The organism is Herbaspirillum sp. AP02 (genome assembly GCF_015767275.1).
GTDB lineage: Bacteria > Pseudomonadota > Gammaproteobacteria > Burkholderiales > Burkholderiaceae_D > Herbaspirillum.
Genome location: NZ_JADWMY010000002.1, coordinates 215,728 through 239,148, shown reverse-complemented (window position 1 = coordinate 239,148; position 23,421 = coordinate 215,728). Strand labels below are relative to the sequence as shown.

At 63.0% G+C, this 23,421-nt stretch carries 25 protein-coding genes; 7 read left to right on the top strand and 18 right to left on the bottom strand.

What is annotated here, in order from left to right; genetic code table 11:
* Positions 1-11 precede the first annotated feature (11 nt).
* Complete coding sequence (msrA, locus tag I5R65_RS07010; protein ID WP_180665746.1) at positions 12-545, bottom strand: peptide-methionine (S)-S-oxide reductase MsrA; 534 nt, start codon at positions 543-545, stop codon at positions 12-14.
* A gap of 203 nt (positions 546-748) precedes the next feature.
* On the opposite strand from msrA, the gene I5R65_RS07005 reads away from it, so the two are divergent.
* Positions 749-1,258, top strand: coding sequence for a flavin reductase family protein (locus I5R65_RS07005; protein ID WP_180665744.1), 510 nt, complete (start codon positions 749-751; stop codon positions 1,256-1,258).
* Between the two features lie 61 nt (positions 1,259-1,319).
* On the opposite strand, the gene I5R65_RS07000 is transcribed toward I5R65_RS07005, so the two are convergent.
* The 10 genes from I5R65_RS07000 to I5R65_RS06955 all read right to left on the bottom strand — a co-directional run bounded on the left by I5R65_RS07000 (position 1,320) and on the right by I5R65_RS06955 (position 11,336).
* Positions 1,320-2,057, bottom strand: a complete 738-nt coding sequence (locus I5R65_RS07000) for an OmpW family protein (RefSeq protein ID WP_180665742.1) — start codon at positions 2,055-2,057, stop codon at positions 1,320-1,322.
* Positions 2,058-2,406: 349 nt separating this feature from the next.
* Positions 2,407-3,459: an L-threonylcarbamoyladenylate synthase gene (locus I5R65_RS06995; RefSeq protein ID WP_180665740.1), complete on the bottom strand. Its 1,053-nt coding sequence runs from the start codon at positions 3,457-3,459 to the stop codon at positions 2,407-2,409.
* A 16-nt stretch (positions 3,460-3,475) separates the two neighbouring features.
* Positions 3,476-4,693 (bottom strand): 5-(carboxyamino)imidazole ribonucleotide synthase, encoded by a 1,218-nt coding sequence (locus I5R65_RS06990; protein ID WP_180665738.1) that lies wholly within the window; start codon positions 4,691-4,693, stop codon positions 3,476-3,478.
* On the bottom strand, positions 4,690-5,187 hold the full coding sequence (purE, locus tag I5R65_RS06985; protein WP_180665736.1) for a 5-(carboxyamino)imidazole ribonucleotide mutase: 498 nt from the start codon (positions 5,185-5,187) through the stop codon (positions 4,690-4,692). Before purE ends, I5R65_RS06990 begins: the two co-directional genes overlap by 4 nt.
* A gap of 4 nt (positions 5,188-5,191) precedes the next feature.
* The gene (locus I5R65_RS06980; protein ID WP_180665734.1) at positions 5,192-6,088 is read right to left on the bottom strand and encodes a phosphoribosylaminoimidazolesuccinocarboxamide synthase; all 897 of its coding nucleotides are present in this window, start codon (positions 6,086-6,088) and stop codon (positions 5,192-5,194) included.
* Positions 6,089-6,185: 97 nt separating this feature from the next.
* Positions 6,186-7,250, bottom strand: a complete 1,065-nt coding sequence (gene fba, locus I5R65_RS06975; protein ID WP_180665732.1) for a class II fructose-bisphosphate aldolase — start codon at positions 7,248-7,250, stop codon at positions 6,186-6,188.
* A 26-nt stretch (positions 7,251-7,276) separates the two neighbouring features.
* Positions 7,277-8,710: a pyruvate kinase gene (gene pyk, locus I5R65_RS06970; protein ID WP_180665730.1), complete on the bottom strand. Its 1,434-nt coding sequence runs from the start codon at positions 8,708-8,710 to the stop codon at positions 7,277-7,279.
* Between the two features lie 198 nt (positions 8,711-8,908).
* A complete protein-coding gene (locus I5R65_RS06965; RefSeq protein WP_180665728.1) occupies positions 8,909-10,099 on the bottom strand; it encodes a phosphoglycerate kinase in 1,191 nt (396 codons plus the stop codon).
* Between the two features lie 122 nt (positions 10,100-10,221).
* Positions 10,222-10,545, bottom strand: coding sequence for an AzlD domain-containing protein (locus tag I5R65_RS06960; RefSeq protein WP_180665726.1), 324 nt, complete (start codon positions 10,543-10,545; stop codon positions 10,222-10,224).
* Positions 10,542-11,336, bottom strand: a complete 795-nt coding sequence (locus I5R65_RS06955; protein WP_180665724.1) for an AzlC family ABC transporter permease — start codon at positions 11,334-11,336, stop codon at positions 10,542-10,544. The genes I5R65_RS06960 and I5R65_RS06955 overlap by 4 nt, the downstream gene beginning before the upstream one ends.
* A 226-nt stretch (positions 11,337-11,562) precedes the next feature.
* On the opposite strand from I5R65_RS06955, the gene I5R65_RS06950 reads away from it, so the two are divergent.
* From I5R65_RS06950 to I5R65_RS06930, 5 genes are all read left to right on the top strand, one after another.
* Positions 11,563-12,483 carry a branched-chain amino acid transaminase gene (locus tag I5R65_RS06950; protein ID WP_180665723.1) on the top strand — a complete coding sequence of 307 codons (921 nt, stop codon included), beginning with the start codon at positions 11,563-11,565 and terminating at the stop codon, positions 12,481-12,483.
* A gap of 84 nt (positions 12,484-12,567) precedes the next feature.
* A complete protein-coding gene (locus I5R65_RS06945; protein ID WP_180665721.1) occupies positions 12,568-12,768 on the top strand; it encodes a zinc-finger domain-containing protein in 201 nt (66 codons plus the stop codon).
* Between the two features lie 68 nt (positions 12,769-12,836).
* The gene (locus I5R65_RS06940) at positions 12,837-13,271 is read left to right on the top strand and encodes a nuclear transport factor 2 family protein (protein ID WP_180665719.1); all 435 of its coding nucleotides are present in this window, start codon (positions 12,837-12,839) and stop codon (positions 13,269-13,271) included.
* Positions 13,272-13,326: 55 nt separating this feature from the next.
* Positions 13,327-14,319, top strand: a complete 993-nt coding sequence (locus I5R65_RS06935; protein WP_180665717.1) for a YheT family hydrolase — start codon at positions 13,327-13,329, stop codon at positions 14,317-14,319.
* Positions 14,312-14,911 (top strand): DUF2946 family protein, encoded by a 600-nt coding sequence (locus I5R65_RS06930; RefSeq protein WP_180665715.1) that lies wholly within the window; start codon positions 14,312-14,314, stop codon positions 14,909-14,911. The genes I5R65_RS06935 and I5R65_RS06930 overlap by 8 nt, the downstream gene beginning before the upstream one ends.
* A gap of 15 nt (positions 14,912-14,926) precedes the next feature.
* Here I5R65_RS06930 and I5R65_RS06925 read toward each other — a convergent pair whose 3' ends face one another.
* On the bottom strand, positions 14,927-16,483 hold the full coding sequence (locus tag I5R65_RS06925; RefSeq protein WP_180665713.1) for a M48 family metalloprotease: 1,557 nt from the start codon (positions 16,481-16,483) through the stop codon (positions 14,927-14,929).
* A gap of 111 nt (positions 16,484-16,594) precedes the next feature.
* On the opposite strand from I5R65_RS06925, the gene moaC reads away from it, so the two are divergent.
* Positions 16,595-17,101, top strand: a complete 507-nt coding sequence (moaC, locus tag I5R65_RS06920) for a cyclic pyranopterin monophosphate synthase MoaC (RefSeq protein WP_180665711.1) — start codon at positions 16,595-16,597, stop codon at positions 17,099-17,101.
* Positions 17,102-17,176: 75 nt separating this feature from the next.
* Here moaC and I5R65_RS06915 read toward each other — a convergent pair whose 3' ends face one another.
* The 6 genes from I5R65_RS06915 to recA form a co-directional block, all read right to left on the bottom strand.
* The gene (locus I5R65_RS06915; RefSeq protein ID WP_180665709.1) at positions 17,177-17,683 is read right to left on the bottom strand and encodes a pilin; all 507 of its coding nucleotides are present in this window, start codon (positions 17,681-17,683) and stop codon (positions 17,177-17,179) included.
* Between the two features lie 113 nt (positions 17,684-17,796).
* A complete protein-coding gene (locus I5R65_RS06910) occupies positions 17,797-18,525 on the bottom strand; it encodes a TerC family protein (protein ID WP_180665707.1) in 729 nt (242 codons plus the stop codon).
* Positions 18,526-18,762: 237 nt separating this feature from the next.
* Complete coding sequence (gene sucD / locus I5R65_RS06905; RefSeq protein ID WP_180665705.1) at positions 18,763-19,644, bottom strand: succinate--CoA ligase subunit alpha; 882 nt, start codon at positions 19,642-19,644, stop codon at positions 18,763-18,765.
* Positions 19,645-19,745: 101 nt separating this feature from the next.
* Positions 19,746-20,906, bottom strand: coding sequence for an ADP-forming succinate--CoA ligase subunit beta (gene sucC / locus I5R65_RS06900; protein ID WP_180665703.1), 1,161 nt, complete (start codon positions 20,904-20,906; stop codon positions 19,746-19,748).
* Between the two features lie 617 nt (positions 20,907-21,523).
* Complete coding sequence (recX, locus tag I5R65_RS06895) at positions 21,524-21,988, bottom strand: recombination regulator RecX (protein WP_180665701.1); 465 nt, start codon at positions 21,986-21,988, stop codon at positions 21,524-21,526.
* Positions 21,989-22,207: 219 nt separating this feature from the next.
* A complete protein-coding gene (gene recA / locus I5R65_RS06890) occupies positions 22,208-23,257 on the bottom strand; it encodes a recombinase RecA (protein ID WP_180665700.1) in 1,050 nt (349 codons plus the stop codon).
* Positions 23,258-23,421 lie beyond the last annotated feature (164 nt).

Here is a 23,421-nt window from a genome sequence, read left to right as displayed (position 1 = left end):
GTCACGAGTGACTATGCCGGCTTGCTCTTCTCGGCAAACACCTCGCGCAGCTTGGCCACCTTGGGCGCAACCACGAAGGCGCAATATCCCTGGAAAGGATGTTGCACGAAATAGTTCTGGTGATAATCCTCGGCCCGGTAGTAAGTCTGGGGCGCCGAGAGCTCGGTCACGACGGGCGCGTCCCACACCAGCGCCATCTCGGCGATGATGTGCTTGGCCGTATCGTGCTGGACCTCGTCCTGGTAATAGATCACCGAGCGGTACTGGGTGCCGACATCATTGCCCTGGCGGTTCAGCGTGGTCGGATCGTGGATGGTGAAGAAGATCTCCAGGAGCTCCCGATAGCTGATCTGCTGCGGATCGAAGACCAGCTTGACCACCTCCGCATGCCCGGTCTGCCCGCCGCACACCTGTTCATAACTGGGATCGACGACGCTGCCGCCGGTATAGCCGGACTCCACCGACTGCACGCCCCTGACCTGCTGGTAAACCGCTTCCAGACACCAGAAGCAGCCGCCGCCCAGTACTGCGATTTCCGTGGCCATGCTGTTCTCCCGTTGAGTTGCTTGTGATAAAACTTTACTCCAATTCAGCACTCCATGTATGGCTGAAGTGAAGGATTGTCAAGACTGCGCCGCAGCATGACGGCGGCAGAGCCAGGCGGTATCCGCTATCATGTACACATCTGCGCCATGCCGGCTGACCGCAGCAATGCGGCCCGGGCGCCCCGACCCAAACCAGACTCCCGATGCACACACGTTTCCCCCGCGCCGACGCGCGTCAGTTCGACGCCGCGCATTTCCGCCAGGCCCTGTCCCAGTTCGCCACCGGTGTCACCGTCATCACCACCCGCCTGGCCGATGGCACCCTGCTGGGCCTGACCGCCAGTTCCTTCAATTCGGTGTCGCTGGACCCGCCACTGGTGCTCTGGAGCCTGGGCACGCGTGCCACCAGCATGCCGGTCTTCTCCGGCAATTCGCATTACGTCGTCAACATCCTCGGCGCCGAGCAGGCGCACCTGGCGCAACAGTTCGCCAGCAAGATGGAAAACCGCTTCGATGGCGTGCCCTATACGCTCTCGCGTACCGGACAGCCAGTGCTGGAGGGCGTATCGGCCTGGTTCGAGTGCCACAACCGCAGCCAGTATCCGGAAGGCGACCACGTCATCTTCGTGGGCGAAGTGGAACATTGCGAAGTCCAGCCGCAATCGGCGCTGGTCTTCCATAACGGCCGCTTCAGCAAGACCGAGGACATCTGAACGCCACGGGGATGGACGAAAAAAAAGCGCCCGCAGGCGCTTTTTTTCGTCCTGGACCGGCTTAGAACTTGTAGCCCACCGACAGGAAGGTCACGATCGGGTCCAGCGTGATGGTGGTCTTGTAGCGCTGGGTACCCAGCGCTGCCGCCGCACCTGCCGGCTGCGCAGTGATGTCGGCATCGGTCTTGAGCGGAATGTAGGATACCGACAGGCTGGCCGACCAGCGGTCATTGAAGGCATAGGTCGCACCACCGGTCAGCACCGGCGACCAGGAGGAGCTCAGCGATGCGCTGGCGGTACCACCGGTGTTCAGCGATGCCGAATTCTGGAAATTGCGCGACAGCGACACGTCCGAATACCACACATAGGTCACGCCAGCGCCCACGAAGGGACGGAAGGCGTCATTGGCACCGCCGAAGTAATACTTGGCGACGATGGCCGGGCTCCACTGCTTGGCCTTGCCCAGTTCGCCCAGGGCTTGCAGGTCACCGGTGCCTTTGAGCTTGAACTCGGGCGGAATGCCCAGGTCGGCGGTCAGCGCGAAGTTGTCGGTGAAGAAGTGGGTGAACGCGATACCCACAGTATCAGCGTTGCTGACAGAGGAAGTGCGGTTGGGATAGCTGCCGGCACCCGGACCATTGAGCTTGTTCAGGCCGCCGCTGGAATCCTGAGGCGCCAGGTGGAACCAGCCCAGGTTGACCACGTTGCTGCCCGCAGTCTGCGCCATGGCCGGCGCAGCAAAGGCTGCCATCACGGACAACGCGGCGAGTTTGGGCAAGAAGGAAAATTGTTTTTGCATTGCTGTCTCCAAGAGTTTGCGGGCGTGGCCCGGATTTTTTATTCCCGACAACTGGCGTCTGACGGGATTATGTGCACGGCTGGTTACCGTTTTTCATTATTCAGCGTAAGTTCATGTCACTGCTGATTACCCTGCTTTTACACTGATGAAACAAAAAGAACGCGCGTGCTATTCTTTGGAGATACTATGCCAGCTTTGTCATATTTTGTATAGAAGTTGTGAAGCGTCCATCCGGCCCTGTCTGCTTTTGACAACCGGCTACTGACCGCAGAGTCAGTACCGGCGGGGACGACAGCACGACAGTCAGTATGGGGCGGGAGAAAACAGGAAGGGAAAAGGCGAACTCAGCTCAGGCGTTGAGCAGTCTTTCCAGCACGCCTTGCGAATCAAAGGCGGCACGTCGCAGCCTGTCATTGACACCTTGCCATGCCGGCGTCACCGGCAGTGACTCGACCACGATCAGGTCGGCACCGGTATGGTCCATGTCGCGCAGTGCTGCATAGAGATCGTGCGCATAGGCGTCCACCGAGGCCGGCATCGCACGCACGATCGCCGCACTCGCCTTGCCTTCATGGTGCTGTGCGCCGATCAAGGCCACCTTCTTGCCGATGGCAGCCAATTGCGCCAATACATCCTGCAGCCGGGCCGGTTCAACCTGCACCACCGGCGTGTGCGGCGCGTAGTGGGCATCAAGGGTCCCGGAGGCACGGGGCGCAGTCGCATCGGGCGTGGCCAGCGGCACGCCCAATACCGCCTCGATGCGGTCCGCGCTGATCTGGCCGGGGCGCAGCAGCACCGGGCCATGGGTCGCCACCCGTGAGAGATCGACGATGGTCGACTCGATGCCGACTTCGCTCTGCCCACCATCGAGCACGTAATCCACCAGGCTATCGGCATCGCTGCCGAATTCCTCGCGCACATGGTCCGCCGTGGTCGGGCTGACGTGACCGAATTTGTTGGCAGAGGGGCCGGCGATACCGCCCTTGCCGCCACGGAATTCACGCAGCAGCGCCTGCGCCACCGGATGCGCGGGGCAACGCAGACCCACCGAATCCTGGCCGCCGGCCACGGCATCGGGAATATGCGCGGCGCGCTTCAGAATCAGCGTCAGCGGCCCCGGCCAGAACGAGGCGATCAGGCGTCGTGCCTCCACCGGTACCGATGCCGCCCAGTAGCCGATGTCGGCCTCGGGCGAGACATGCACGATCACCGGATGATTGGCCGGCCGCCCCTTGGCCGCATAGATGGCGGCAATCGCAGCCGGGTTCTCGGCATCGCCACCGAGGCCGTAGACGGTCTCGGTCGGAAATGCCACCAGCCCGCCCTGCTCCAGCGTGCGGGCGGCATGCATGACGGCTGCCGCATCGATATACGGGACGGGGGAAGTGCTCTTGTCGTTCATCGCCTGATCCTGCCGCTTACAGTGGGATGCCCAGGATGCCGCAGGCGGCAGCCAGTTGCCGCTGCGCGCCTTCCAGGGTGGCACCGGTGAAGGTGACGTGACCCATCTTGCGACCGCGACGGGCTTCGGCCTTGCCGTACAAATGCAGGTGCGCACCGGGCAGCGCCAGGACCTGGTCCCAGGCCGGTTCGCGCTGGCTGTCGCCATCGCCTTCATACCAGACGTCGCCCAGGATGTTGAGCATGACCGAGGGCGAATGCTGGCGCGTATCGCCCAGCGGCAATTGCGCCATGGCACGGGCTTGCTGTTCGAACTGGCTGGTGACGCAGGCGTCGATGGTGTAGTGACCGCTGTTGTGCGGACGCGGCGCCATTTCGTTGACCACCAGCGCGCCATCCTCCAGCACGAAGAATTCGATGCACAACACGCCCACATACTGCATCGCGCCGATGATCTGCAAGGCCGCCTGCTGCGCGCGCTCGGCGGCATCGGGCTTGATATTGGGACCGGGTACGGTGGTGGTGAAGAGGATGCCGTCGCGATGCACGTTCTCGGCAATCGGATAGACCACCGCCTGGCCATCCTGTCCACGCACCACCAGCACCGAAACCTCATAGGCCAGCGGCAGCATCTTTTCCAGCACGCAGGTCACCCCCTTCATGGCGGCGAAAGCGCTGCGCACTTCCTCGATGCTGCGCACGCGTACCTGGCCCTTGCCGTCATAGCCCATGCGAGCGGTCTTGAGGATGCCCGGCAGCAGGTTCACATCGAGCCCGTCGATGTCGGCCTCGGTGTTGATCACCAGATGGGGGGCCGGCAGCACGCCGGAATGCGATCCGCATTCGGTGAAGAAGGCTTTCTCGGCCGTGCGGTCCTGGGCTATCGACACGCCAGAGGCGGCCGGTGCCACGAAGGTCTGGGCCGCCAGCGTGGCGAGGCTCTTGGCCGAGACATTCTCGAACTCGGTCGTGACCGCAGCGCACAGCGCACCCAGCTCGGCCAGCGCCGGGCCATCGTCGTAGGCGGCATTGATCAGGCGGTCCGCCACCTGGCCGGCCGGACAATCGGCATCGGCTTCCAGCACGGCGACCTTGAAGCCCATGCTCTGCGCGGCATGCGCGAACATACGGCCCAACTGACCGCCTCCCATCACGCCCAGCCAGGTGGCCGGGGTGGTCGAGGGAACGGCAGGACGCAGCGATGGTGCGAAGGAGGATGCGGACTGCTGGGTCATACAGGCAACTTCATATCGAGAGCGACTTGCGTCTGGGTCTTGCGGAAGGCTTCCAGCTTGTCAGCCAAAGCGGCATCGGTGCAGGCCAGCATGGCGATGGCCGACAGCGCCGCATTGGCGGCACCGGCTTCACCGATGGCATAGGTCGCCACCGGGATACCCTTGGGCATCTGCACGATGGACAACAGCGAGTCCTCGCCGCGCAGATACTTGGACGGCACCGGCACACCCAGCACCGGCACGATGGTCTTGGCCGCGATCATGCCCGGCAGGTGGGCAGCACCACCGGCACCGGCGATGATGGCGCGCAGGCCGCGCGCGCGGGCGCTCTCGGCGTAGGCGAACATCTGGTCCGGCATGCGGTGTGCGGAAATCACCTGGGCTTCGAAAGGCACGCCGAAGTCCTTCAGGATGGCGACCGCGTTCTGCATCACCTCCCAGTCCGAGGACGAACCCATGACCACGCCCACGACGGGCTTGACGGTATCGCTCATGATCTCAGTCCTTCAGCTGGTTGCCGGTCAGGCGTTCCAGCGCTTCGCGGTACTTGGCGCCGGTCTTGTCGATGACGTCGGCCGGCAGCGGCGGCGCCGGCGGGGTCTTTTGCCAGCCGTCGACGGTTTCCAGGTAGTCGCGCACGAACTGCTTGTCGAAGGACGGCGGCGAGATACCGACCTGGTAGCTGTCGGCCGGCCAGAAGCGCGAGGAATCGGCAGTCAGCACTTCATCCATCAGGTGCAGCACGTCGTTGTCATCCAGGCCGAACTCGAACTTGGTGTCGGCGATGATGATGCCGCGGGTCGCAGCATAACCGGCGGCTTCCTTGTAGAGCTGGATGGCGACGTCGCGAATCTTGTGGGCCAGTTCGGTGCCGATGCGTTTCTCGGTTTCTTCGAAGCTGATGTTTTCGTCATGTTCACCCAGGTCGGCCTTGGCGGCCGGGGTGAAGATCGGCTGTTCCAGCTTGGAGGCCTGCTGCAGGCCGGCCGGCAGCTGGATGCCGCAGATCGCGCCGGTGGCCTGGTAATCCTTCCAGCCGGAACCGATGATGTAGCCGCGCACCACGGCTTCCACCAGGATGGGTTTCAGGCGCTTGGCCACCACGGCGCGTCCACGCACCTGTTCCACTTCGGCCGGGCTCACCACGGATTCCGGATCGACACCGGTCAGGTGGTTGGGCACGATGTGGCCGAGTTTCTCGAACCAGAAATCGCTCATCTGGTTCAAGACCTTGCCCTTGCCGGGGATCGGTTCGTTCATGATGACATCGAAGGCCGACAGGCGATCGGTGGTCACGATCAACAGCTTGTCGTCGCCGACGGCGTAGTTTTCGCGGACCTTGCCGGTGCCCAGCAGTGGCAGGGAAGTGATCGAGGATTTGTACAGACTGCTCATGATGGTCTTTTCGTAAAGTCAAAAACCGGAACCGCCATGTTCAGGGCGATTCCGGTCGGTTAGTGCCGGCGCTTAACTGCTCAGCGCTGCTCAGCGCTTACTGGACGATCTGTGCCAGTTCGCCGCTCTTGTACTTCTCGGCGATCTTTTCCAGCGAGACCGGCTTGATCTTGCCAGCCTGGCCTTCGCAACCGAACGACAGGAAGCGTGCCTTGCAGACCAGCTTGGCGGCTTCGCGGGCAGGCTTCAGGTAGTCGCGCGGGTCGAACTTGGACGGGTTCTCGGCCAGATAGCGACGGATCGCACCGGTCATGGCCAGACGGATGTCGGTGTCGATGTTGATCTTGCGTACGCCGTGCTTGATGCCTTCCTGGATCTCTTCGACCGGCACACCATAGGTTTCCTTCATGTCGCCGCCGAATTCGCGGATCTCGGCCAGCAGTTCCTGCGGCACGGAAGAGGAACCGTGCATCACCAGGTGGGTGTTGGGGATGCGGGCGTGGATTTCCTTGATGCGGTCGATGGCCAGGATGTCGCCGGTGGGCTTGCGCGAGAACTTGTAGGCGCCGTGCGAGGTACCGATGGCGATGGCCAGCGCGTCGCACTGGGTCTGCTTGACGAAGTCGGCCGCCTGGCTGACATCGGTGAGCAGTTGTTCGCGGGTCATGGTGCCGTCGGCGCCGTGGCCATCTTCCTTGTCACCCTTCATGGTTTCCAGCGAACCCAGTACGCCCAGTTCGGCTTCGACCGTCACGCCGATGGCGTGCGAAAACTCGACCACCTTGCGCGAGACTTCGACGTTGTACTCGTAGCTGGCCACCGTCTTGCCGTCGGCTTCCAGCGAGCCATCCATCATCACGGAAGAGAAACCGGACTTGATGGCGGCCATGCACACGGCCGGGGACTGGCCGTGATCCTGGTGCATCACCACGGGGATATGCGGATAGGCTTCCACGGCCGCCGAGATCAGGTGGCGCAGGAAGGCTTCGCCAGCATATTTGCGGGCACCGGCCGAGGCTTGCATGATCACGGGGGAGCCGACTTCATGGGCGGCTTCCATGATGGCAGTAACCTGCTCCAGGTTGTTGACGTTGAATGCCGGCAGACCGTAACCGTTTTCGGCGGCGTGGTCCAGCAGTTGACGCATGGATACGAGAGGCATGATGAAAACTCCAGAACGATGAAAAATCAGTACTCGCCAACGCGCAGGATCTTCAGCGCATTGGTGCCGCCAACCTGGCCGATGGGCTCGCCCCAGGTCACGACGATCAGGTCACCCTTCTGCACCACGCCTTGCGCCAGCAGCAGATCCTGGGCGCCCTTCAACATGGCTTCGGTGTCGGGCGCCTGGGCCAGTTCCAGCGTATGAACGTTGCGGAACAACGAAGCCTTGCGGCGCGTGGCGACGTTGGGGGTGATCGCGAAGATCGGAATATCGATGTTGTGGCGGCTCATCCACAGGGCGGTCGAGCCGGATTCGGTGAGCGCTGCAATCGCCTTCACGCGCAGGTGGTGCGCGGTGAACAGCGCGCCATAGGCGATCGACTGGTCCACGCGGGTGAAGCGCAGGTTCAGGAAATCCGCATCCAGCTGCACATTGTCGGAGCGCTCGGCTTCCAGACAGATGGCGTGCATGGCTTCCACGGTTTCCACCGGATACTTGCCGGAGGCGGTCTCGGCCGAGGTCATCACGGCGTCGGTGCCATCCAGCACGGCGTTGGCGACGTCGGAGACTTCCGCGCGGGTCGGCACGGCATTGACGATCATGGACTCCATCATCTGGGTCGCGGTGATGGTCAACTTGTTGGAGGCACGCGCCATCTTGATCATGCGCTTCTGCAAACCCGGCACGGCGGCATTGCCCACTTCCACGGCCAGGTCGCCACGGGCCACCATGATGCCGTCGGAGGCGTCGAGGATTTCCTGCAGCAGCGGGATCGCTTCGGCGCGTTCGATCTTGGCGATCATCATCGGCTTGTGGCCGAAGGGTTCACCGGCCACGTTGCAGAGCTGGCGCGCCATTTCCATGTCGGTAGCGTTCTTGGGGAAGGACACGGCCACGTAGTCGGACTGGAAGCTCATGGCGGTCTTGATATCGTCCATGTCCTTGGCGGTCAGTGCGGGCGCGGACAGGCCGCCACCCTGGCGGTTGATGCCCTTGTTGTTGGACAGCTCGCCACCGATCTTGACCACGGTGTGGATTTCATTGCCCATCACGCGCTCGACCTTCAAGACGATCAGGCCGTCGTTCAACAACAGCACGTCATTGCCCTTGAGGTCGCGCGGCAGTGCCTTGTAGTCCAGACCCACGCGCTCCTGGTTGCCCATCTGGCAATCGGAATCGAGGATGAACTTGTCGCCGTTGACCAGCATGATCTTGCCGTTCTCGAACTTGCCCACGCGGATCTTGGGGCCTTGCAGGTCGGCCATGATGGCGACCTTCTTGCCGCATTCGTCGGCCACTTCGCGCACCAGGGTGGCGCGGTCGATGTGATCCTGCGGTTTGCCGTGGGAAAAGTTCAGGCGCACGACGTCCACGCCGGCGCGGATCATGCGGGTCAGGGTCTCGCGGTCGCTCGAGGCGGGGCCGATGGTGGCGACGATTTTTGTTGCTCTGGACATGAATACTTTCTGGTTGCGACTTGGTGATAGAAGCCCGCTGCCCGGCCCGATGCGGGGCCGATCCGGCGGAGAGCTTCCGCCCCGGACGCGCGTCTCGGACGCGTCCCTGTTGGTGATGCTACAGACTCAGAATTCGGATGGAACCGGATGGAACCACGAGGTGCCGCGCCCGGCAGCGGGGCGCGGCGCCGGCCTTGCTTACTGCGCGCGTTGCAGCAGGATCTCGACCGCAGGCAGGGTCTTGCCTTCCAGGAATTCCAGGAAGGCGCCACCACCGGTGGAGATGTAGCCGACCTTGTCGGCGATGTGGTACTTGGCAATGGCCGCCAGGGTGTCGCCACCACCGGCAATCGAGAAGCCCGGCGAGGCGGCGATGGCGCGCGCCAGGGTTTCGGTGCCACCGCCGAACTGGTCGAACTCGAACACGCCCACCGGGCCGTTCCAGACGATGGTGCCGGCACGGCCCAATTGCTCGGCCAGCAGGGCAGCGGTCTGGGGACCGATGTCGAAGATCATGTCATCGTCGGCCACGTCTTCGGCGGCCTTCACGGTAGCCGCTGCGGTCGGCGAGAATTCCTTGCCCACCACGACGTCGGTGGGGATGGGCACCGAAGCGCCACGCTTGGCCATCAGCTCGATGATGGCCTTGGCGTCCTCGACCAGGTCCGGCTCGGCCAGCGACTTGCCGATCTTCAGGCCGGCGGCCAGCATGAAGGTATTGGCGATGCCGCCACCGACGATCAGATTATCGACCTTCGCCGCCAGCGTCTTCAGGATGGTCAGCTTGGTGGAGACCTTGGAACCGGCCACGATGGCCACCAGCGGACGGGCCGGCTGGTTCAGGGCCTTGCCCAGGGCGTCCAGCTCGGCCGCCAGCAGCGGGCCGGCACAGGCCACCGGCGCGAACTTGGCCACGCCGTGGGTGGTGGCTTCGGCGCGGTGGGCGGTGCCGAAGGCATCGTTGACGTAGACATCGCAGAGCTTGGCAATCTTTTGCGCCAGCTCGTCACTGTTCTTCTTTTCGCCCTTGTTCAGGCGGCAATTTTCCAGCAGCACCACCTGACCCGGCTGCACCTCCACGCCGTCGACCCAGTTGGCGACCAGCTTGACCTCGCTGCCCAGCAGTTCGGAGAGGCGCTTGGCCACCGGGGCCAGCGAATCTTCGGGCTTGAACTCGCCTTCGGTGGGGCGTCCCAGGTGGGACGTCACCATCACTGCAGCGCCTGCCTTCTGGGCCTCGCGGATGGCCGGCACCGAAGCGCGGATGCGAGTATCTTCGGTGATATTGCCGGCATCATCCTGCGGCACGTTCAGATCGGCACGGATGAAGACGCGTTTGCCTTGCAGTTGATTGGCAGAAACCAGATCGCTCAGTCGGTTGAATTTCATAGGTAGGAATTCGAAGAAGGGGGCGAAAAACGTCGTATTTTACTCCAGCCTGACCCGCCCCTGACGGCTTTTTGGCAGCCTGGACAACATCCTGGGCGCGACGGGCGGCTATGCGCAGAGGTTCACAGGAACCAGCGCAACAGTGTAAAGAGTGACATTCCTGCCACAATAGTTCCCAGAAGATGACGCGTTGCCGCAAAGAAGATGGCACCACCAATGCCGGCCAGCAACTTGGGGTTGGCCAGGCTCAGGTCGATCACCCCGCGCGCGCTGACCAGGTCGGGAAAGATGATGGCCGCCATGGCGGCGGCCGGGGCATAGCTCAAGGCGTGCTTCAGGCGCGGCGGCAGCTTGACCGCGTGACCGAACAGGAAAAAGCCGCTGCGCGTGACCAGGGTGGACACGGTCATCAGGACGATGGCGCCCCACACATACCATTCACTCATGCGGCAACCCCTTCATCCTTTTCTTTCACTGGAAGCAACTTGTCGACCAACATGGCCGCACTCATCCCCAACACCATGGCCAGCAGCAAACCCAGGCGGTAGGGCAGCGCCAGCGCCAGTACCGCCACCGTGCCGGAGACCACCACCCCGGCCAGGGCCGGCAGGCTGCTGGTCATCGGGATCATGATGGCGATCAGGGCCAGGGTGCCGGCGAAGCCGATGTTCCAGCTCTCCGGAATCTGGCTCGCCAGCAGGATGCCGATGGTGGCGCCGAGTTGCCAAGCCACCCAGCCGGGATAGCAGATCGCTGCAAAATAACCGATCTTGCCTGCAGGTTGCCCGAAGGTAGAAGGAGGAAAGCGCTGTGGAAAGAAGGCCATCGAGATATCGCCGTTGAAGAAGCCATACCACACCCGGCGATACCAGGGCAGGTGCTCGAAATGCGGCGCGACGGCGGCCGAGAAGATGACGAAGCGCAGGTTGACGATCATGGCCGTGAAGAACACCACCAGCAGCGGCACGCCGGTCGCCAGCAGGGGCAGTACGGCGAACTGGGCCGAGCCGGCATAGACCAGCAGGCTCATGCCCAGCGACTGAAAGATGCTCATCCCCGACTTGACCATGGCCATGCCCGAGACTACGCCCCAGGCCAGCACGGCCGGTATGGTCGAGGCGCTGGCGCGCCAGCCGTCCTGGAAGGCGTCCTTCTCGATGCGGCGGGCGGTGGCGGGGTCGTGCGGCGTTGGCTGGCCTGCCGCCCCTGGTCCGTGCTCGCCTGTCTCCTTCTGCATTGTTGTTCCGTTACCCGATTGGATGCACCGGCCGGGAATGCCGGGGCGTGTGACGATGTGTGCATTTTCACTCAGGCCTTTCATTCTACAGATGAAAGTTTTTGCTCGCGTGAATCCGCTAAAATGCAGTTCTTTGCCCGGTTCGTCCGCACTGGGTGTTTCATCACGAATTTCGTTTTCCGCACATTCTGCACATTCCGCATTTACCGCATACAGGGAGATGACCATGTCCATGGCTGACCGCGACGGCAAGATCTGGAAAGACGGCGCGCTGGTCGACTGGCGCGACGCCACCGTCCACGTACTGACCCACACGCTGCACTACGGTATGGGTGTCTTCGAGGGCGTGCGCGCCTACAAGACGGCCGAGGGCACGGCCATCTTCCGCCTGAAGGAACACACCCAGCGCCTGTTCAACTCGGCCAAGATCTTCCAGATGGAAGTGCCGTTCGACCAGGAAACGCTGGCCCAGGCGCAACGCCAGGTGGTGCGCGAAAACCAGCTTGAATCCTGCTACATCCGCCCACTGATCTGGATCGGCTCGGAAAAACTGGGCGTGTCCGCCAAGGGCAACAAGATCCACGTGGCCATCGCCGCCTGGCCGTGGGGCGCCTACCTGGGCGAGGACGGCATCAACAAGGGCATCCGTGTGAAGACCTCTTCCTTCACCCGCCACCACGTGAATGTGTCGCTGGTGCGCGCCAAGGCCTGCGGCTACTACATCAACTCCATCCTGGCCAACCAGGAAGCGCTGGCCGACGGCTACGACGAAGCCCTGCTGCTGGACACCGAGGGCTATGTCTCGGAGGGTTCCGGCGAAAATGTCTTCATCGTCAAGAACGGCAAGCTCTATACTCCCGACCTGGCCTCCTGCCTGGATGGCATCACCCGCGACGCCGTGCTGACCATGGCGCGCGACCTGGGCATCGAGGTCATCGAGAAGCGCATCACCCGCGACGAGATGTATTGCGCCGATGAAGCCTTCTTCACCGGCACTGCCGCCGAGGTCACGCCGATCCGCGAACTGGATCGGCGCGTCATCGGCAACGGCGGCCGTGGTCCCATCACCGAGAAGCTGCAGACCCTGTTCTTCGACGTGGTGGCCGGCCGGGCGCCGCAGTACAAGCACTGGCTCACGCTGGTGTAAAGGGCAGCGGCGGCCGCCAGGATATCGATTCGCAACACCCGACCTTAACGTTTCAACAGTCAATCGCAAGCAACGGAGAACAAGATGAGCCAAGCTCAAGCATCGCAGGGCGTGGTCCTGCTCGAAGGCAAGGACCTGCCAGCCCACTGCCCCAGCCCCGGCATGACCACCTGGAATTCGCACCCGCGCGTGTTCCTGGAACTGGATGCGCACGGCGCGGCCAAATGCCCATACTGCGGTACCCAGTACCAGCTCAAACCGGGCACCGTGGTCAAGGGCCACTGAGCAGAAGTTTCAAGCCAGACACGAGAGGGCCCACAAGGCCCTCTTTTCATCTGATCCGGAGATTTGTCATGCCGCGCACCAAACTGATCCATGGCTCGCCCGATGAAATCGAGGCGGCCTACTACGACGCCCTCGCCCGTGCCGACCTGGAGGCGCTGATGGAGCTGTGGGCCGATGACGAGGAAATCGTCTGCATCCACCCCGGCGCACAACGCCTGGTGGGCCACGCGGATATCCGCGCCATGTGGGAAGACATCCTCTCCAACGGCGGCCTGCACATCCGGCCGCGCCAGTTGCACGCGTCGCAGAACATGATGACCTCGGTGCACAGCGTGGTGGAAGAAATCGACCACGGCGGCGAAGGCCCGCCTGACGTGCATGTCATCGCCACCAATGTCTACCTCAAGACCGCGCTGGGCTGGCGCATGGTGATGCACCACGCCTCGGTCGCCCCGGGCCCAGCACCGGTCGAAGCCGTGGTCAGCACAGCCATGCTGCACTGAGTGCGGCCGGTTTCTATCCTCCACAGGCAGCATCGAACACGAGCAAGGCCGCATCATGCTTTACATCCCGCCCCGCTGGCTTCCCGGCGGTCATCTGCAGACCATCTATCCCTCGACCTTCCTGCCCAAGCCGGCCGTGCGCTACCGGCGTGAGCGCTGGGAAGCGCCGGATGGCGACTTCGTCGATATCGATTTCGTCGACGGCCAGCCGGGACGTCCGCTGCTGGTGCTGTTCCACGGGCTGGAAGGTTCCTCGGACAGCCACTACAGCCTTGCCCTGATGGCCGAGGTGCAACGGCGTGGCTGGCACGGAGCGATTCCGCATTTCCGCGGCTGCTCCGGCGAAATCAACCTGGCGCCGCGTTTCTATCACTCCGGCGACACGGCTGAACTGGACTGGATCATCCGCCGCCTGAAACAGCGTCAGCAGGATCTGGCGGCGAGCCACCTCTACGCCAGCGGCGTCTCGCTGGGTGCCAATGCGCTGCTGCGCTGGCTGGGGGAATCACAGCACCAGGCCGAGATCGTCGATGCTGCTTGCGCAGTGTCGGCACCGCTGGACCTGGCCGGTGGCGGAGCGGCGCTGGCGTCGGGCTTCAACCGGCTCTATACCTGGGTCTTCCTGCGTACCATGCGGCCCAAGTGCCTGGCCAAGCTGGACCAGTTCCCGGGCCTGTTCGACCGCGAAGCGCTGCTGTCGGCCCGCGACCTGTACGCCTTCGACAACATCGTCACCGCCCCCCTGCACGGTTACCGCAATACCGAGGATTACTGGGACCGCGCCAGTGCCAAGCACATCCTGCACGACATCAGCGTGCCCACGCTGGTCCTGAATGCGCAGAACGATCCCTTCCTGCCGGCGCGCCACCTGCCGCGCTCGGCCGCGCCGGAAGTGGTGCTGGAATACCCGGAACAAGGCGGCCATGTCGGCTTTGCCGCCGGCGGCCCGCCCGGCAACCTGGCGTGGCTGCCGCGCCGCCTGCTGCATTTCCTGGAGGGCAAGTCGGAGAGCGCCTTCCCGGCCCATACGGAGCTGGCCCATGGATGAGATCGTGCAGCAGGCCATGGCCCGCTGGCCCAATGTGCCGCATTGCTTCGGCTGGCTGCGGCTGGATGCACGAGGCGGCTGGCGCATGCGCGACGAGCGCGCGCAACAGCTGGACTTGCCGGGTGACCTGATCCGCCACCCTGCCCTGCTGGCCTTCATCGACCGCAATTACGCCTGCGATGCGGGGGGGCGGTGGTATTTCCAGAACGGGCCGCAGCGGGTCTATGTCGACCTGGAATGGATGCCACACATCCTGCGCACCGAGCCGGATGCACAGGGCAAGCTGTCCCTGGTGCTACACACCGGGGCAGTCGCCGATGAAGTGGAGGCTGCCTGGATGGATGAAGCCGGCCGGCTCTACCTGCGGGTCGGCGAGGTGATCACCGGCGTGGATGACCGCGACCTGGGGCATCTGTTGCCTTGCCTGCAGGTGGACGATGCGGATGAGGATGCCCTGATGCGCTGGCTGGAGGGCGCCGATGCGGTCGCGCCCCGTTTCCAGCTCGGTCGCCAATCGCTCCCGCTGCAGCGCGTGGCTACCAGCCAGCTGGAACAACGCTTCAGCTTCGTCAGCCGTCCGCACCAGGACTAACGCCGTGCATGGCGGCTAGCCGCGTTCCTTCATGTCTTTCTGTTCATCTTTCCAGCGCGCCTTCCATTCACGCTCGCGCGCGTCGATCTGCGACTGGTCGTAGAAGGTCGCATCGGGGGCCTTGCGGGCAATTCCCAACTGCTCGATGGCGGCCAGCAGGGTGCCATTGAGGGCGTACGACTCGGCCAGCGCCATGTGCTGCAAGGCCTGCTTGCCCTGAGCCGCGTAGACCTTGGCCAGCAATTGCTGGACCTGGGCATCGGCGCGGTAGAGCTGTGCCTGGTCGCGCAGGTAGGCCACGGCCTCGTCGTAGCGCCGGGCGGCGATCAGGGCATCGGCATACTGGCGCGCAATCGTGCGTGAAATCGGGAACTGCTGGCGCAGGCTGTCGGCCAGTTGCAGCGCCTGCGGGGCCTGCTTGCGGGCGATCTTGATATCGATGTCGAGGCTGCCGAACATGATGCCGGTCTTCATCGGGATGGCCGCTTCCTGCGCTTCCTTCAAGGCGGCCTCGGCCTGGTCGAAGCGGTTCTGGCGGTAGTAGGTGTAGGCCAGCCCGTACTTGGCGGCGGCGGTCTGCAGCTTGGTGTTCTGTCTGGCCTGGTCGGTGAATTTTTGCACGTTGTCGCGCAGGCCCTGCACGCTGTCGTTCTGCAGCACCTGGGTACGCGCCCGCACCAGCTGGAATTCGGGGTTGTCCACCCGCTGCTTGTAGCGCTGGTCGCGGATGCGGGCCTCGATGTCGGCGATGCGGTCGGTGGTCAGCGGGTGCGTCATCAGGTAAGGCGGCACGGCGTCGGTGTAGTTGCGCGAGGCCGCCTGCAGACGACCGAAGAAGGTGACCATGCCGGAGGGGTCGAAGCCGCCATCACGCATGATCTGCAAGCCGATGCGGTCGGCCTCGCGCTCGGCGTCGCGGCTGAAGTTGAGCTGGCGCTGCACGGCCAGCCCGGTGCCGCCCATCATGGTGGCCATGGCCGCATCGCCGCCGGCCCTGGACACCCCGGCCAGCGCGCCCAGCACGATGGCGGCCAGCTGGATCATGGAGTTCTGCTTCTGCTGGCCCAGCATGCGCGCAATGTGACGCTGGGCCACGTGGCCGATTTCGTGCGACATCACGCCGGCCAGTTCCGACTCCGACTGCGCCGCCAGCACCAGCCCGCTATTGACGCCGATGAAACCACCCGGCAGCGCAAAGGCGTTCAGCATGGGATCGCGCACCATGAAGAACTGGAACTCGAAGCCAGCCTCGCCGCGTACCTCGGGATGGATGGAGACCAGATTCTGGCCGAAGTTGTTGAGGTATTCCGAGATCGGGCCATCGTCGACATAGTCGCGGTCGGTCCGGATGTCGCGCATGATTTCCTCGCCCAGCTTGCGCTCCATCAGCGGCGAGAGACCTTCGCGCTCGGTATCACCCAGCGTAGGCAAGCCCTGGGCCACGCCCGGATGGGGTAGCAGGCTCAAGGGTGCTGCCGGCAGCAACAGCAAGGCAGCACTCAGATAGCGGGCCAGCAACCGGCGCACGGGGACACGGAAACGGCGGGACACATCGGAAGCGGTGGGTGGCATGGACGACATCGGTAACGGTCAGGGCTGGCGTGGAAGTCGGAGCAGCGCGGGCTGCCGGCTGGCTGCTATGATACCTGCTCCTTTCCCTCCATTCACCTAGAGCGAATCAGCATGAACACATCCGGCGAATACGCGCCCAACGGCGGCCTCACCCACTTCGACCAGGGCGGACAGGCGCACATGGTCGACGTCGGCGGCAAGCACGAGACCCACCGGGTGGCCCTGGCCACTGGCGTGATCCGCATGCAGCCGGCCACGCTGGCCATCATCGAGGCCGGTACGGCCAAGAAGGGGGATGTCCTGGGCATCGCCCGCATCGCCGCCATCATGGCGGCCAAGCGCACCGGCGAGCTGATCCCCCTTTGCCATCCATTGGCACTGACGCATGTTTCGGTCGAGTTCGAGACCGACGCCGCCAGCTCTTCCGTGCGCTGCACCGCGCGCGTGGAAACCTTCGGCAAGACCGGTGTGGAAATGGAGGCGCTGACCGCCGTGCAGGTGGGTCTGCTGACGGTCTACGACATGTGCAAGGCGGTCGACAAGACCATGGTCATGACTGACATCTGCGTGACCGAGAAGCGCGGCGGCAAGAGCGATATCACGATGGCGCGGCCCTGAAGCGCCACGGCTCCTTGAAATGAAAAACGCGCCTGATGGCGCGTTTTTTCTTGGGATGTCAGACTAGGCAGCGGATCAACCGCGGCAGTTGGCCGGTGCATACTTGGCCGGTAGGGAGCCGGCGGCAAAACCGGTGTTGGCGGTGGCGCCTTCCGGCGTGGCTGCCTGTTTCACGTCCTTGGCGGCGCACTGCCACTGGATGGTGCCGGCGGTGATGGTCGGGGTCAACGTGAGCGTGCCGCCGTCACCCACCCGGGCGCTGTAGGTGATGGTGATGACACCGCCCACGCCGCGCTTTTCCATCGGCGAAACGTCGATCTTGCTGACGTTGTCGGTGGACGCAAAGGTCGGCAGGCCCAGTTGCGCCACGGTGAAGACGCCGTTGTTGGAGCTGATCTGCTCGGTCACGGCCAGCTTGTAGGGCTCGGCCAGGTTGAAGCCCTCGGCCACGCGCGCGCGGGCGATGTAGTCCTGGTATTGCGAAGCGCCCAGCATGGCGAGAATGCCGATGATGGCCAGCGTGACCATCAGTTCAAGCAGGGTAAAGCCGCGTGGGGCGCGACGGGAGACGACTGGTTTCATGAATTCCTCGTGAAGGTGATAAGGGTGCTTGCAGTATCGGCAGCGCTGGCAATGCCGACTAGCGAATAAATTGCGAACCTAACAGGTTTGAAGCGGGCCGACGCTGACCTGCGTCAACCTCCCGCCTGGGCCTGCTTCCTGCGCTTGAGCGTGAGACCGGTCAGCACCACCCCGATGGCACCCACCAGGCCGGGCAGGCTCAGGTGGACACCGGCTCCGGGCAGCATGAATTCAGTATCGGTGATGAATTCATTCAGGCGGGACTGCACCGCGCTATCGCTGAAGATCATGCCACCGGCGATATAGCCCAGGAGGGCCGCGCCCAGGGTGACGATCACCGGGAATTTCTCCATCAGCTTCAATACCAGGGTACTGCCCCAGACGATGATGGGGATGCTGACCACGATACCGAACACCACCAGCAGCAACTGGTGCTCACCGGCTGCCTGTTCGGCGGCGCTGGCGATGGCGATCACGTTATCCACGCTCATCACGAGGTCGGCCACGATCACGGTCTTGACGGCGCTCCACAGGCGGTCGCTGCCGTCGACGTCGGTATGTTCGTCATCCTCGTTGAGCAGCTTGGTACCGATCCACAGCAGCAGGACCCCGCCCAGCAGCTTCAGGAAGGGCAATTGCAGCATGGTCACGGCAAAGGCGATCAGGGCGATGCGGATGCCGATCGCACCCACCGTGCCCCAGACAATGCCCTTCATGCGCAGATTGTCAGGCAGATTGCGGCAGGCCAGCGCGATCACGATGGCATTGTCGCCACCGAGCAGGATGTCGATCAGGATGATCTGGGCGACTGCGACCCAGTTCAGGTTGGCCAGGAATTCCATGCTTGTCCTTTGCAAAACGATGTCCGCCAGAGAAAACGGCGTATGGCAGGATGACCGCAGTCCCCGCCGTTGGTGCCGTTTCCGGTCGCCGTCTCGCTCGTGCTAACGGACTCGGCGTGTCCCATAAAACGACATGGGGAGCCGGAGCTCCCCATGCTGGTGTTGCTATGCTGCAGGTCTGGCTAGGCTTGCTTCACGTACGTATCAACAGAGACGAACGAAAAGCCAGTGCCACCCTTACAGCACCGACTTCAGCAGGCGACCCATTTCGGAGGGGTTGCGGGTGACCTTGATGCCGCACTCTTCCATGATGGCCAGCTTGGCTTCGGCGGTGTCGGCACCACCGGAGATCAGGGCACCTGCGTGGCCCATGCGCTTGCCCGGAGGCGCGGTCACGCCGGCGATGAAGCCGACCACCGGCTTCTTCATGTTGTCCTTGATCCAGCGCGCAGCGTTGGCTTCGTCAGGACCACCGATTTCACCGATCATGATGACGGCATCGGTGTCCGGATCGTCGTTGAAGGCCTTCATGACGTCGATGTGCTTCAGACCGTTGATCGGGTCGCCACCGATACCGACGGCGGAGGACTGGCCCAGGCCCAGGGCAGTCAGCTGGCCCACGGCTTCATAGGTCAGGGTGCCGGAGCGGGAAACCACGCCGATGCGACCCTTCTTGTGGATGTGACCCGGCATGATGCCGATCTTGATTTCGTCCGGGGTGATCAGGCCGGGGCAGTTCGGGCCCAGCAGCAGGGTCTTGGAACCAGACTTCGCCATGCGGTCCTTCAGGGCCAGCATGTCGCGCACAGGAATGCCTTCGGTGATGCAGATGGCCAGGTCCAGCTCGGCTTCGACGGCTTCCCAGATGGCAGCGGCGGCACCGGCGGGCGGCACGTAGATCACGGAAACGGTGGCGCCGGTGGCGTTCTTGGCTTCGGTGACGTTGGCGTAGATGGGGATGCCTTCGAAGTCTTCACCAGCCTTCTTCGGGTTCACGCCGGCGACGAAGGCGTTCTTGCCATTCGCGTAGTCGCGGCACATGCGGGTGTGGAACTGACCGGTCTTGCCGGTGATACCTTGGGTGATGACCTTGGTGTCTTTGTTGATGAGGATCGACATTTCTCTTCCTTGACTGTGATGCCTGCGCCGCTGGCGGCGCCCGGTGCTGCAATTGCTCGCAGCCGGCGGCTCGCGCCGCGCAGGTTTCGTGTTGGGTTGACTTACTTGGCTGCTGCCACGACCTTTTGTGCGGCTTCTTCCATGGAGTCGGCCGAGATGATCGGCAGACCGGAATCGGCGAGCAGCTTCTTGCCCAGGTCTTCATTGGTGCCCTTCATGCGGACCACCAGAGGCACCTTCAGCGAGACAGCCTTGGAAGCGGCGATCACGCCTTCGGCGATCACGTCACAGCGCATGATGCCGCCGAAGATGTTGACCAGGATGGCCTTCAGTTCGGGGTTCTTCAGCATGATCTTGAAGGCTTCGGTGACCTTCTCGGTGGTGGCACCGCCGCCCACGTCCAGGAAGTTGGCCGGCTCGCCGCCGAACAGCTTGATGGTATCCATGGTGGCCATGGCCAGGCCGGCGCCGTTGACCAGGCAGCCGATGTTGCCGTCCAGGGAGATGTAGGCCAGATCGAACTTGGAGGCTTCGACTTCAGCCGGATCTTCTTCGTCCAGGTCGCGGTAGGCGACGATTTCCGGATGACGGTACAGGGCGTTGGAGTCGAAGTTGAACTTGGCGTCCAGGGCGATGACCTTGCCGTCGCCGGTCAGGATCAGGGGATTGATTTCGGCCAGGGAGGCGTCGGTTTCCCAGTAAGCCTTGTACAGACCTTGCAGGTTCTTGCGGGCTTCGGGGATGGAAGCAGCCGGCACGCCGATCTTGGCGGCCACGTCATCGGCTTGCGCGTCGGTCAGGCCATCGATCGGGTCGATGACGACGTTGTGGATCTTTTCCGGGTTGCTGTGGGCGACTTCTTCGATGTCCATGCCACCTTCGCTGGAGGCCATCAGCACGACCTTTTGCGAGACGCGGTCGGTCACCAGGGAAACATACAGTTCCTTCTTGATGTCGGCGCCTTCTTCGATCAGCAGGCGACGCACCTTCTGGCCTTCGGGACCGGTCTGGTGAGTGATCAGTTGCATGCCCATGATCTGGTTGGCGTATTCCTTGACCTGTTCGATCGACTTGGCCACCTTCACGCCGCCACCCTTGCCGCGACCGCCAGCATGGATCTGGGCCTTGACGACCCACACCGAGCCGCCGAGCTTCTGGGCTGCCGCTTCGACTTCGTCGACCGACATGCAAGGAATGCCGCGCGGCACGGTTACGCCGAACTGGCGCAGGATTTCTTTACCCTGATACTCATGGATTTTCATGGGAGCTTCCCTTTAGACACTGAATGAATAAAACTTGCCGGATTGAAATTCGGTAGCCGGCAGCATGCCGGCCGACGAGAAAGCAGACTGCAACCCGCAGGCGGGTGTCACATCCGGAGACGGACGGAGACGGGCGCAGGCGTGAGCTGCGCGGGTTGCTAGTGAATTCGTAGAATTGGGCATGTGCATGCCGTCTGCTTTAGTTGGTCTGATATTCGAAACGCGCCAGCTTGCGCAGAAGCGTCCGCATTATCCATTCCTGCTGCTACATGGGCCTTGCATCGTTGCGCCGTTTTGACAAACCGGCAACACGCGATATCTCCTCAGGCTTGCGCGCCGCAGCAAAAACTTCCGAATTCTAGCACAGGCCGGCCGGGCTGTTCGTCGGTAGCGCTAACAGTGCCCCGAAAGGGAAGGCTTTTTCATTTAACGGGACAAATGACCGGTATTTACGCAGCGGGCGGGAAGTGAGAGGGTAGCGAGGAGGGGTAAAGGGAATACGAACTATGGTGGCTAATGGCTGGCTGGCCATGTCCAGGATGCGAGCGTGCCGCGAATGTGAGCGCACGGCCCACTCATTATCGTCTCAACGCATCAGGAAACGCAGTGCTGCCCGCTTACGACGGCTCCTGCTCGTCGCTCCACGCGGTCTGCAAGGCCTCGCGGATACTGCGGTGGGAAAAACCACGCTGCTGCAGGAAGCGAATCTGTTTGGCACGCGTCTCGGCATCCGTCGGGGGCGCACTGTATTTGCGGCGCAAGACCTGCGCGGCGCGCTCACCCTCGCCTGCCGCCAGGTCGGCCTTCAACTCGGCGATGGCCTCACCTTCGATGCCATGCCCATGCAACTCGGAAAAGATGCGCTGGTTGCCATAACGGGCCGAGCGGCGATGCACCAGAGATTCGGAAAAACGTTCTTGGGAAAGGAAACGGGACTGCTCCAGCCACTGCAGGAGCGCATCGATGTCATCACCCTCTTGCGCGTAAGGGGCAAGCTTACGCGCAAGTTCCAGGCGACTATGCTCACGTGAAGAGAGATATTTGAGCGCCCGTGCTTTCAGGCTGATCGGCGGTCTAGGCATGACGTTCGACTACACGGGCGATGTAACGGTGTAATTCACAAAGAAAAACGATGAAACCGTGTTGCATTGAAACGAGGCAGCAACAGGACGATGCGGCCGGTACTTCAGCTCGTCCATCCAGCCAGGCCGGCGCCGGATGCGCGAGCGGGACAGGCACCACCATGACATCAAGGCTCAGGCAAACCCCGTCGTCATGGTGACACTTGAAGACGATGATGATCAGGACGCTTGCGTCTCGGCGGCGCCGCCTGCCAGTTCAGGCACGCCCAGCGCGACGCGGACCTTGTTTTCGATCTCGCGCGACAGTTCCGGATGTTCCTTCAGGTAGTTGCGGGCGTTGTCCTTGCCCTGGCCAATGCGCTCGCCGTTGTAGCTGTACCAGGCGCCAGACTTCTCCACCACCTTGTGCTCGGAGCCCAGGTCGAGGATTTCGCCTTCGCGGGAGGTGCCTTCGCCATACAGGATGTCGAAGTGGGCTTCGCGGAACGGAGGCGCAACCTTGTTCTTGACGACCTTGACCTTGGTCTCGCTGCCGATGACTTCGTCACCGGACTTGATCGAGCCGGTACGACGGATGTCCAGACGCACCGAAGCGTAGAACTTCAGCGCATTACCACCGGTGGTGGTTTCCGGATTGCCGAACATGACACCGATCTTCATGCGGATCTGGTTGATGAAGATGACCGTGGTGTTGGTGCGATTGATGCTGCCGGTCAGCTTGCGCAGGGCTTGCGACATCAGGCGGGCCTGCAGGCCGGGCAGGGAATCGCCCATGTCGCCTTCGATTTCGGCCTTGGGAGTCAGCGCCGCCACCGAGTCCACCACGATCAGATCGACCGCGCCGGAGCGCACCAGGGCGTCGGTGATTTCCAGTGCCTGCTCGCCGGTGTCAGGCTGCGAGATCAGCAGGTCGTTCAGGTTTACGCCCAGCTTTTGCGCGTAGGTGACGTCCAGGGCGTGCTCGGCGTCGATGAAGGCGCAGGTGCCGCCCAGCTTCTGCATTTCGGCGATCGATTGCAGGGTCAGCGTGGTCTTGCCGGAGGATTCCGGACCGTAGATCTCGACGACACGGCCGCGCGGCAGGCCGCCGATGCCCAGCGCGATGTCCAGGCCCAGGGAGCCGGTGGATACCGACTGGATCTCCTCGGCGACGGCGCCATCTTCCATGCGCATCACCGAGCCCTTGCCAAACTGCTTTTCAATCTGTGCCAACGCGGCGGCCAGCGCCTTGCTCTTCTCAGAGTTGTTCGCAGCTTTTTTGTCGTCCATAAATCTCTCTCGGCAAAATGTCGTGAAGAAGGGGTCAGGGGGGAAGTCTTACGGTCTTGCTGTTCTTGCAGGTACCGCCCGGAGGCAGAAAATGATGACCGCCCCGATAGAGCGATACTGTATAAAAAAACAGTGCTTCGTGCAAGCGTTTTTGCGCACACCGG